Here is an 11,840-nt window from a genome sequence, read left to right as displayed (position 1 = left end):
ATATATTAGCTTTTCCAGTTTGTGTGAAAATATTCGGTAATTGGAGCATCAACTCGTTGGTATGTATGTGCTCCAAAATAATCTCGTTGTGCCTGTATCATATTTGCAGAAGATTGTGCCGATGTATAGATCAAAAAATAGTTTGTAGCAGCAGACATTACTGGCAGAGGATATCCAGCTTTCATTGCCATAGAGACCGTATCTGTTAATTTGGTGATATTAATTTTCATCATCTCTACAATTTCTGGAAACAAAAGCAATGAAATTGGATTACTATCTTTAAATAAAGTAGATATTTTCTCCATTATATCACTACGAATAATACATCCATTGGTCCATATTCGTGCTATCTCTGATAAATTAAGATTCCATTGGTATTCTTGAGATGCCTGTGATATAAGGTCAAATCCTATTGCATGATTGATAATACTTGTGGCGTAAAAAGCTTTTTCTAAAGTAGCTAATAGTTCTTCATCATTAAAACCTGTAGAAGGCTTCAATTTATAAATTTCTGAGGCATGAACACGTTCTGATTTCATACCAGAAAGATTTCTTGCCATTACAGCTTCTGAAATGGTTGATATTGGCATTCCTATTTCTAAGGCTGATACTGCTGACCATCCTCCAGTTCCTTTTTGTCCCGCTTTATCTAGAATTTTATCAATCAAAAACTCTTCTCCTTCCATTTTTCTTAGAATATCTACTGTAATTTCTAAAAGGAAACTATCTTTTTTATTCATTCTCCAGGATTCAAAAACATCACTAATCTGCTTTGGGTTTTTGTTTCCATAAAATCTCAAAAAATGATATATTTCTGATAATAATTGCATTTCTGCATATTCTATCCCATTATGAATCATTTTCACATAGTGTCCTGATCCCTGAGTACCAATATAAGTACAACATGGATTATTATTTTTATCTCTAGCTGCAATAGCCTCTAAGAATTTTCCCGAACGCATATATGCTTCTTTCGACCCTCCTGGCATAATAGATGGTCCTTTTAATGCTCCTTCTTCACCACCAGAAACTCCAGTTCCAAGAAAATGTATTCCAGATTTGGATACTAATTGTTCTCTTTCCAAAGTTTTTTTATAATGAGAATTCCCTCCATCAATCAAACAATCTTCTCTTGATAACAATGGTAATATCGATTCTATAACCATGTCTATAGGTTTTCCTGCATTGACCATGATCATGATTGTCCGAGGTTGCTCTAACGAATTCACAAAAGATAATAAGTCATCAAATCCCAGAACATTTGTATCATTTGATTGCTCATTCACAAAGTGTTTGGCGATATCAACTTCTCTATTCTCAACCTGTCGATTATAGACAGATAAACTAAAGCCTCGGGATAGCATATTTTTAGCAAGGCTTTTCCCCATAACGCCAAGTCCTATAAGTCCTAATTGTGATTTTGAAATATTCAATTCTAATTTTATTTGAGTAATACTATTTATAATACTTTGTTCTGCATCTATAAAAATTCCATGTTCGGGTCTTTCTAAAGTTTCAAATTGGGATACTAATAATTCTTTTTTAAAAAAATGCCCCTGCCTTGCCTCTAAACGATTTAAAATCAATTCGTATGAGGCTTCTAAAAAAATCCAGTTTATATAACTATGACCAACAGATTGTAATACATCTCTATATTTTTGTTTTAACGCAGAACAAGCTAATACAGCTCCTTTGTCATTACTCCAATCTACAATATGATCTGCCAAGATTTGTAACCACGGAGCTCTATCATGATCATTTAGAGGAATACCATCAGACATTTTTTTTATGTTTTCTTCTGGATGAAAATCATCTGCATCATAAAAAGGAATTCCTAATGTTGTTGCTAGTTCTTTACCTAAGGTCGTTTTTCCACATCCTGAAACCCCAAAAACGATGTATATATTTTTTAAACCCACTTCAACAATAGTTATTCTATAACAAATTCTAACTCATGTGTTTGGTCTAAAGCGTGTTTGCCAACCCATAATTTGAATTTTCCCGGTTCTACAACCCACTTTTTATCTAGTCCATAAAACGAAATATCATCCTTACTAAATACAAAATCAACGATTTTTGAGGCTCCAGGTTCGAGTTCTATTTTCTTAAAACGCAGCAATTCTTTTACAGGCCTAGTAATACTACCAACCATATCTCTAAAGTATAATTGTACTACTTCTTCGGCTATTACATTTCCGGTATTTGTGATTTTTGCACTTACTATAATTGGACCATTTTCATTAATCTCATTTGATAAAATTTTAACGTCACAGTATTCAAAACTACTGTATGTAAGACCGTAGCCAAAAGGGTATTGCGGTAAATATCCCAGATCTAAATAATGTGATGTATTTCCTAGAGAACTTTGCCACGCTCCTATAGGGATAGAGTCAATTTGAACAAATTCTTCAGGAATTGTAGGGCGGCCTGTGTTTTTATGATTATAATATATTGGTATTTGACCTACTTCTTTGGGCCATGTAATTGGTAATCGCCCTGACGGTGAAGCTTTACCTGTAAGTATATCCAATATTGCAGGGCCTCCCATCGTTCCTGGATGCCATGCAAATAATACCGCATCTACTTTATCAATAATATTGCCTAATGTAATAGGTCTACCTGCCATTAGTACTAATACTATTGGTTTTCCAGTTTTATGAAGTTCACTAATAAGAGACTCTTGTTTACCAGGAAGATTTAGGTTTGCTCTACTATGAGCTTCCCCAGACAAGATAGCTTCTTCACCTCCAAAGAATACGATGATATCTGAGTTTTTAGCTATTTTGATCGCATCATTAAACCTTTTATTAGATTTATCTCTACTGTATGATAAACCTTTACTATATAAAATAGGATGTTCGCCATCTTCTTTAAAAGATGTTAATGGGGTAATCGTACGTGCTTTTTCTCCATCAAAAGTCCATGTGCCTAATTGATCGTGTGGTGCGTCTGCTAAAGGACCAATTATAGCTAAACTTTTTTTAGTACTTAGAGGTAATATTTGATTTTTATTTTTAAGTAATACCATACTTTTTTTTGCAGCTTCTTTAGCAGCTTCCAGATGTTCTTTGGCATACAGTACATCAGATTCTGGTTCGAAGTATGGTTTATCAAATAATCCTAATTTAAATTTGATTCTAAGAATATTCCGAACCATTTCATCCAATTGATTTTCAGAGAATTTTCTTTCTTCTATTAAATTCTTCATATTATCCTGATATGAAGTACTGGTCATTTCCATATCCAGCATTGCATTTGCTGCTTTTCCTGCTGCGGCCGCTTCATCTTCTGCAAATCCGTGAGGAACCATTTCAATTATAGAATTCCAATCACTTACCACAAACCCATCAAAACCCCACTGATTACGCAATACTTCTGTTAAAAGATATTTATTTCCTGAAACCGGAACTCCATTAAGATCATTAAAGCCAGTCATTAAGGTCGCAACGTTAGTTTCTACAGCTTTTTTAAACGGTTTCAAGTATGTGTTGTGTAAAGAAAATTCATTGATGTTTGCCGTGTTATAGTCTCTCCCTCCTTCGGCAGCTCCATAACCTACAAAATGTTTTGCACAGGCGGCTATACTTGTAGAAGATGACAAGTCATCTCCTTGAAAACCTTTAATATAAGCTTCTCCCATAATGCTAGTAAGATATTGATCTTCTCCTGCAGATTCTGCGATACGCCCCCATCTGGGGTCTCTGGATATATCGAGCATTGGCGCAAATGTCCAACGTATACCATATGTAGAAGCTTCGATCGCAGATATCCTGGCTCCTTTTTGCACCAGATTAGGGTCAAATGAAGCAGCTTGACCTAATGGAATTGGAAAAATGGTTTTAAAACCATGAATAACATCTCTTGCAAATATTAATGGTATTTTATTAGGGCTCTCTTCCATTGCGATACGCTGTAGTTCTTTGGCATCATCCTTATTCATAATATTAAGAAAAGAGCCGATTTCTCCTTTTTTTACAGCCTCCTTAAGCTCTACAGGTAGCTCTTTTACTCTACTTGATTTTCCACGTTGGGCAGTTTGACCTATCTTTTCCTCTAATGTCATTTTTGATAGGATGCTATCAATCTTAAACTCAATGGCATCTTCTTTTGATATCAAAACATTAGTTATTGATTCTTTAGGAGTACAATTTGATAATAAGCAACAAGTAATAAGGGTCAATACTAGATAATTTCTCATATATAAATTTGATTCTATTCAATACATCTAAACATATCATCGGTCATATACGACCAATACTATTCTCTTTAATAGAGTATATTAAATGAGAGATATAGACTAAATTCTTAGAGAAATTATAAGTACTCTGGGGGTTTTACTATAATTCTTATCAAAATCTGTAAGCAATAATTAAATTTTAATGTTTTGATAACAACTCATTAAAATGATTAAATTTAGATAACAATAAACTTATAATAAGATAATTATCTTTGAAAACAGATTCATTTAATTTGTGATATTATCATATTTTATATGAAGAAACGTATTGTAGAAATTGTTGTAATTTCGGATATCCATCTTGGTACTTATGGATGTCAAGCAAAAGAACTTCTCAACTATTTAAATAGTATCAAACCAAAAACTCTTATTCTTAATGGTGATATTATAGATATCTGGCAATTTAGAAAACGATATTTTCCAAAATCCCATCTTAAGGTTATCAAAAAGATTATTTCGTTTGCATCAAAAGGAACAGAAGTTATCTATATCACAGGCAATCACGATGAGATGCTTCGCAAGTTTAGTGATGCTCAAATGGGAAATTTTAAGTTAGTTGATAAACTTGTTCTGGAATTAGATGGCAAAAAAGCATGGTTCTTTCATGGCGATGTTTTTGATGCCTCAATTCAAAACGCAAAATGGTTAGCTAAATTAGGCAGTTGGGGATATGATATGCTAATTCTTTTTAATCAAGCTATTAATTGGTTTTTGCTACGTATAGGAAAAGAAAAGTTTTCTCTTTCTAAGAAAATCAAAAATAGTGTAAAAAAAGCAGTAAAATATATTAATGATTTTGAAGATGTTGCTGCAGAGTTAGCTGTTAAAAACAAATATAGCTATGTAGTATGTGGTCATATCCATCAACCTCAAATGCGTAAATACGAGGATAAAAACGGGTCCTGCATTTATTTAAATTCTGGAGATTGGATAGAAAATCTAACTTCATTAGAATATCATGATGCAGCATGGAAACTAGTACATTATGAGAATGAATCAATGAAAGCTTATGAAGAATCTGTTGAAGAGGCAGAAAGCTTAGAAATTGATCCCGAGACCCTGCAAGCCTCTTTTATGGTAAACGAAGTAATCACATCTCTCAAGAAATCATAATCTGTCTTACTCCCGCTTTACTGTTATTACTTTTTCAATATCTCCGAAAACCGTGACTTTTTCTTAAAAACCTCGCAGCATATTTGTGATGTCCCAATAAAACCTGTTGTTGTTACTCCTAAACTTTTTTATGATATACAAAAGACATGTTTTAATTTTTGCTGTTTTAGTATTGGCTATAAATACTACTCAATCACAAGAGTTTTCTAGACACACCCTAGGGGTTCGACCAGAGTTTCTTATTAGTAATCATGATAATTATAACGATCCTAATATTGCAGGTATTGGCATTTCTTATCAACTTCGTATCAACAGTAAAAATAGATTAGAATTTGATACGGGATTACGCGTTTATAGGAGTGAATTCATACCTACTGTTGGTCTAATGGCTACAGGGATATATCAAAGAGTATTTCCTATTTACAATAATTTTAATTGGTATCTGGGTATTGGCGGAGGAGCATTATTTAATGCTAATTTAGGAATAATAGCTGATGGAGGTATTGAATACAGTCCTAATAAGTCCCCAATACAAATTTCTTTAAATATAAGGCCAGAAATATTTTTTTCTACCGATAATAAAAGTACTGATTCAACATATTTTTATACAGGATTTGGATTAGGGATTCGTTATCAATTCTAATATTTCTCTCTTAAAAATTCTATCCATGCCAAAATGAGGTGTTACACCTCATTTTGTATCTCCTCATCTTTTATTTGATGCCAGCAATTTATATGTATATATAAATATTTTGAAAAATGATATATTAATAAGTTGTTAGAATCATTGAAATAAAAATCGCAAAACGTATCTTTGACAATACTATATATCTCTTAAAACAATATAAATATGCTTGGTTTAAAACTGGCAACAGATCCACGTTGGGCAGCTCTTGCGGAAACAAATATTGAAGAAATCTTAACAGATCATGCATGGTGCGAACAAAAAGCAGCCACAAATGCCATTACCATCATTACGTTAAATTCTGAACATACTGATTTGGTTACTGATTTATTAACTTTGGCACAAGAAGAATTACAGCACTTTGAAATGGTTCATGAAATTATTAAAAAGCGTGGTTATAAATTAGGTAGAGAACGAAAGGACAGTTATGTAAATGAATTATTTAAATATGGTATTACAGGTGGTAGTCGTAAGCAAAGCTTAGTTAACCGATTGTTATTTTCAGCAATGATCGAAGCCAGAAGTTGCGAACGATTTAAGCTTCTTTCAAAAAAAATAAAAGACCCTGAGCTATCAAAATTCTATCACGATTTAATGATTAGTGAAGCTGGTCATTACACCACATTTATTGGTTTTGCACGTAAATACGGAGAAGGTATTGATGTAGATAAACAATGGGAAGATTTATTAAAATTTGAAGGAGAGCTTATTCAGAACTATGGCACTTCTGAAACTATACATGGATAACATTTTAGTATAATTTTAAATCTAACATTTACTTGAAATTCCTGGTTTTAAAACCTTATCTACACTAAAGCACTTTTGAGAATACTAATAGGATGCGATGCTTCTCGTTGCGTTCCATCTTTTATTTGATGTCTACAGCTGGTTCCTACAGCCACAATAATAGTATCCTTAGGTGTTTTTCTAACCGATGGAAATAAGGTCTGCTCCCCTATTTGCATACTAACATCATAATGCTCTTTCTCATATCCAAAAGATCCTGCCATACCACAACACCCTGATGGGATAATCGTAACATTAAAGTTTTTGGGTAAATTTAGAATCGAAAATGTATTGTGTATACCAGATAAAGCTTTTTGATGGCAGTGACCATGTATTTTAATTGTTTTAGTATCTGCAGTAAATAAATCAGCATTTATATTTCCTTTTTCTATTTCTGCATGTAAGAATTCATCAATCAAAAAAGTATGTCTTGCCACTGCAGCTGCATTTTCTTTATCATCAGCCAATCTCAAATACTCATCTCTAAAAGTGAGTATGGCAGAGGGTTCTAACCCGATCAAAGGAGTTTCTGCAGTAATATGATTATTAAACGTTTTAATATTAAGATTTGCCAGAATTTTGGCTTGTTTTAATAATCCTTTTGATATAAAAGTCCGTCCACTTTCTTTATGATCAATTATCTTTACTTCATAATTTAATTTGGTCAGTAACTCGATAGCATCTATACCGATTTCGGCATCCAGATGATTCGTAAATTCATCTATAAAAAAGTACACTGTTTTTATAGGTTGCTCTGGTTGTATTCTTTTTATGTTTTGTTTACACCAACCTCTTAAGGATTGTTTGCTTAACAAAGGTAAATTTCGTTGTTTGGCAATACCTAAAGTAGATTTTAAAATACTAGATGTTAATGCATTAGAAAAGAAAAAATTTGTTAAACCAGGCGCGATTCTCCCTATAGCATTCAATCTATTATTGTGAGCAAAAAGCTTTGTACGTAATGATACTCCATTTTCTTTTTGATATTGATATTCGAATTCTGCTTTCAGCGCAGCTACATCAACATTTGAAGGACACTCACTGGCACATCCTTTGCAACTTAGACAGAGATCAAAAACTTCTTTTAATTCTCTATTATCAAATTTATTAACCTTCTCACTATTGGTTAAAAACTCTCTTAGTGTATTTGCCCTACCCCTGGTAGTATCTTTTTCGTTTTTTGTAGCCCGATAACTGGGGCACATAGTTCCTCCCGCTTCTACAGACTTACGGCAATCACCGCTACCATTACATTTTTCTGCAGCCCTTAGAATTCCCATCGAATCGGTAAAATCAAAAATGGTATCTATCTCTGGTTCTTTTCGATCTATCTCATATCGTAGTTTTTGATCCATGGGATAGGCATCTATAATCTTACCCGGATTAAGAATAGAATTAGGATCAAATGTATTTTTAATACGTTCTAAAATCTTATAATTATCCTCACCAATCATAAAAGGTATGTATCCAGCCCTTACAATACCATCACCATGCTCACCACTCATAGAGCCTTGATATTTCTTTACCAAAGATGCTACATCGTCTGTTATTTTTTTAAATAGGGTTACATCTTTACTTTTTTTCAGATCCAGAATCGGTCGAAGGTGAATCTCTCCTGCTCCAGCATGTGCGTAATACACAGCTTGTTGGTCATAAGACTTCATTAAATCTGTAAATTCTGATATGTAATCCGCCAAATCAGGAATAGCAACTGCCGTATCTTCTATACAAGCAACTGCTTTTTTATCGCCAACAATATTACCTAACAATCCTAATCCTGCTTTTCTTAATTCTAAAGCCTTATCTATTTCTTCTTTACGTAAAATTGGATTGGCATAGCTTAGTTTTGAATCATCAAGAGTTTTTAATAATTTATCCTTTTGCTGTTCTAAATGATTCGCATCTTTTGCTCTAAGTTCTAGCATTAAGATTGCTTCTGGATCATCAACAATAAAAAAACGATTCTTTAATTGCTCGATATTATTTTTTGTGCAATCCAAAATAGTTTTATCCATCATTTCGCAAGTGAATAACGAATGTTGCATTACAGGCGCTACTGCTCTCATACAATCATCGATAGTCTTAAAATGCGCGGCAATCATTAAAGTTTCTTCTGGTGGAAGTTCATCTAACTCTAACGTAATTTGTGTTGTAAAAGCCAATGTACCTTCGCTTCCTGTGAGAAGTTTACACATATTAAAATGTGTATTCGTTGTAGAAAACACCTCAGAATCAATTAGTTCATCAATAGCATAACCTGTGTTACGTCTATGAATTTCTCGTTTCGGAAAATGAGTCGTAATTTGTTGTTGAATCTCCTTAGAAGAAAGTTCGGTATAAATCTGGTCGTAGATTTTTCCTTCAAGGGTATTCAAATTTCGTTTCGTCTCAAAATCATTTGATGATATTTCAGAAAAAGTAACTTCACTACCATCAGACAATACTGTTTGTAACTCTAAGACTTTATCTCTTGTAACACCATATTGAATCGATGTAGTACCACTGCTGTTATTTCCGACCATTCCTCCAATCATACAGCGATTAGATGTCGATGTATTAGGTCCAAAAAACAATCCATACGGTTTCAAAAAACGATTAAGATCATCCCGTATCACTCCTGGTTGAACAGTCACTGTTTTTTTGGTTTTATCAACAGCAATTATTTTAGTAAAATATTTAGAAACATCTACCACAATACCATCCCCTACACATTGCCCTGCAAGCGAAGTTCCTGCTGTTCTGGGAATAATACCAATATCGTGTTGAGATGCAAAAGCAACTATTTTTTTAATATCTTGTATTGATCTTGGAAATGCTACCGCCAGAGGAATTCTACGATACACCGAAGCATCTGTAGCATATAAAGCAGTAATTAGAGTATCAAATTGTAGTTGACCTTCTAGCTGGTTTTGTAAAGATGTCAATATACTTTTATCAATCATATGAAATATTCTTTCCTAAAGAATTTAAAGAAACCTGCCTTCTAAAATTAGTATCAAAACAAATAAAACTATCCGTTCCTGCGACTCCATCAATCTGATGCACTTGTTCATACAGAATCTTACGTAAATGATGGTTGTCAAATGCAAAAATAAGAATGAAAATAGCATAATGACCTGAAACATAATTACATTCTAATATTTCTGGAATTTCTTTTAAACCATCAACCACTTGTTTTGCATATCTAGCTTCTCTTAGACGAATACCTACATAAGATTTCGTTTTAAAACCGATCTGTTTTTCATCTACAACAAACTCGGCTTTCTTTATTACACCACGTTGCTTAAGTTTTTTAATTCTTTGATGTACCAAAGAATTAGAAATTTTTAAATTCTCTGCTATTTGAGAGAAAGGCTTTCTGGCATCTTCACGTATCTGCAATAAAATCTGCTGATCTATATAATCAAAATGATTCATACTCATAAAAAATTTAAAACACTTGCAGTCAAAATTGATAATAAAAACAAAACATTATCTTCAATTTGACACAAAATTTATAAAATTGAGACTAAAAACAATATATATACACACAATAATAGTCAAAAATAATAATTTTGCTTCAAATAAAAACATAATTAAAATGGATTTGACTTATTTTTTTGAAGAACTCTGGAAACAATACACTGTAAAAACTCCTTCAGCACAAAAAATTAAATCTTTATTTGAAGCAGAAGGCAATACCGTTTTTAATGATCATATTGCAATACGCACTTTTAATGATCCAAGAGTTAATATTGATATTTTGGCAAAACCTTTTATTGCCATGGGTTATGAACCCAAAGGAGAATACCATTTTAAGGCCAAAAAATTGCGTGCAAAACATTTTGAACACAAAAGTGATCGTAATGCTCCAAAAATCTTTATTAGCGAATTGCTTCTTGAAGAATTTTCTGTTGAGCTAAATAGTATTGTTCAAAACACTATAAATCAAATAGATCATACAGTTATACAACAAGAAGATCTTATCCTAAAAGGTAGAGTTTGGGCTAAACCATCTTTTGAGATTTACAAAAGACTTCTTTCGGTATCAGAATATGCGGCCTGGGTATATGTTAATGGCTTTTGCTCTAATCATTTCACAGTAGATGTTAATAAACTTCAAACATTTAAAAATCTATCCAAGGTAAATGAATTCCTCAAAGAGAATGGTTTCAAAATGAATACTTCTGGAGGTGAAATAAAAGGTTCTCCATCCCAACTACTAGAACAATCCAGTATTTTGGCCGATGTAGTCGAGGTAGAATTTGAAGAAAACGTTAAAGAAATCACATCCTGTTATTATGAATTTTCATATCGTTATAAAAATAGTCAAGATGTTATTTTTAATGGCTTCATTGCTGATTCTGCAGATAAGATTTTTGAGAGTACCGATATGCAGTTACAAAGTAGTTAGTTCAATCTTAACAAAGATTTAAGATTTATCCTTACAGAATAGAAGATTTATGACGTTATAGTCGGAAAGTAGGAAATTACTATTTACGATTATGACGAAGAATATTTTTTTTACACTTTCTTTTCTATTTCTTTGTATGGGTAATATACAGTCTCAGGAAATTTCTAAACATACTATTGGTTTACGTCTAAGTGAAGCGAATGGTTTTTGGGCCGAAGCCTCATATCAAAATGCTTTAAGTTCTAAGACAAGAATAGAAGTAGGACTTGGAGCACAAGGTAAAAGAAGCTACAATGCTCTAAAACTTACAGGGATGTATCAGTGGGTTTTTAATATTAACGGAGGCCTAAATTGGTATATTGGTCCAGGAATTGGAGGTGGATTAGTTGATTTTGATTCTGATATTGTTCGTGATGATGATTTAACCACTTTTGGGTTTGTAACGGGGGGTGTTGGTATTGAGTATAATTTTGATTTTCCGCTATTAATCTCTCTAGACTTTAGACCAGAAATATACTTCGATAGCTATACTAATGACGATATCATTTTTAACTTTGGCTTAAGTGCCAGATATAAATTTGATTAATATTCTCAATACACTGGTTTTATAAACCATATTTTAAGAT

At 32.7% G+C, this 11,840-nt stretch carries 9 protein-coding genes; 5 read left to right on the top strand and 4 right to left on the bottom strand.

Annotation, left to right across the window (positions count from 1 at the left end):
* Positions 1-5 precede the first annotated feature (5 nt).
* On the bottom strand, positions 6-1,919 hold the full coding sequence (gene gndA, locus Z053_RS0104070) for an NADP-dependent phosphogluconate dehydrogenase (RefSeq protein ID WP_035094930.1): 1,914 nt from the start codon (positions 1,917-1,919) through the stop codon (positions 6-8).
* A gap of 11 nt (positions 1,920-1,930) precedes the next feature.
* Positions 1,931-4,198 (bottom strand): beta-glucosidase BglX, encoded by a 2,268-nt coding sequence (gene bglX, locus Z053_RS0104065; RefSeq protein ID WP_035094928.1) that lies wholly within the window; start codon positions 4,196-4,198, stop codon positions 1,931-1,933.
* 294 nt (positions 4,199-4,492) lie between these two features.
* On the opposite strand from bglX, the gene Z053_RS0104055 reads away from it, so the two are divergent.
* The 3 genes from Z053_RS0104055 to miaE all read left to right on the top strand — a co-directional run bounded on the left by Z053_RS0104055 (position 4,493) and on the right by miaE (position 6,782).
* Positions 4,493-5,350, top strand: coding sequence for a UDP-2,3-diacylglucosamine diphosphatase (locus Z053_RS0104055; RefSeq protein ID WP_025663758.1), 858 nt, complete (start codon positions 4,493-4,495; stop codon positions 5,348-5,350).
* A gap of 130 nt (positions 5,351-5,480) precedes the next feature.
* Complete coding sequence (locus tag Z053_RS27850; protein ID WP_025663757.1) at positions 5,481-5,993, top strand: hypothetical protein; 513 nt, start codon at positions 5,481-5,483, stop codon at positions 5,991-5,993.
* Between the two features lie 207 nt (positions 5,994-6,200).
* Positions 6,201-6,782: a tRNA-(ms[2]io[6]A)-hydroxylase gene (gene miaE, locus Z053_RS0104045; protein WP_025663756.1), complete on the top strand. Its 582-nt coding sequence runs from the start codon at positions 6,201-6,203 to the stop codon at positions 6,780-6,782.
* Between the two features lie 59 nt (positions 6,783-6,841).
* Here miaE and Z053_RS0104040 read toward each other — a convergent pair whose 3' ends face one another.
* Positions 6,842-9,763, bottom strand: coding sequence for an FAD-binding and (Fe-S)-binding domain-containing protein (locus Z053_RS0104040; RefSeq protein WP_035094925.1), 2,922 nt, complete (start codon positions 9,761-9,763; stop codon positions 6,842-6,844).
* Positions 9,756-10,244, bottom strand: coding sequence for an Lrp/AsnC family transcriptional regulator (locus Z053_RS0104035; RefSeq protein WP_025663754.1), 489 nt, complete (start codon positions 10,242-10,244; stop codon positions 9,756-9,758). The genes Z053_RS0104040 and Z053_RS0104035 overlap by 8 nt, the downstream gene beginning before the upstream one ends.
* 157 nt (positions 10,245-10,401) lie before the next feature.
* Between Z053_RS0104035 and Z053_RS0104030 the strand changes: the two genes are divergently transcribed.
* Complete coding sequence (locus Z053_RS0104030; RefSeq protein WP_025663753.1) at positions 10,402-11,214, top strand: DUF1338 domain-containing protein; 813 nt, start codon at positions 10,402-10,404, stop codon at positions 11,212-11,214.
* A gap of 91 nt (positions 11,215-11,305) precedes the next feature.
* A complete protein-coding gene (locus tag Z053_RS0104025; RefSeq protein ID WP_025663752.1) occupies positions 11,306-11,800 on the top strand; it encodes a porin family protein in 495 nt (164 codons plus the stop codon).
* Positions 11,801-11,840 lie beyond the last annotated feature (40 nt).

The sequence above is a fragment of the Aquimarina megaterium XH134 genome, from assembly GCF_000520975.1.
In the GTDB taxonomy this organism is placed as follows: domain Bacteria; phylum Bacteroidota; class Bacteroidia; order Flavobacteriales; family Flavobacteriaceae; genus Aquimarina; species Aquimarina megaterium.
The sequence above is the reverse complement of the archived record's forward strand: the minus strand, read 5'-3'. Positions and strand labels throughout refer to the sequence as shown.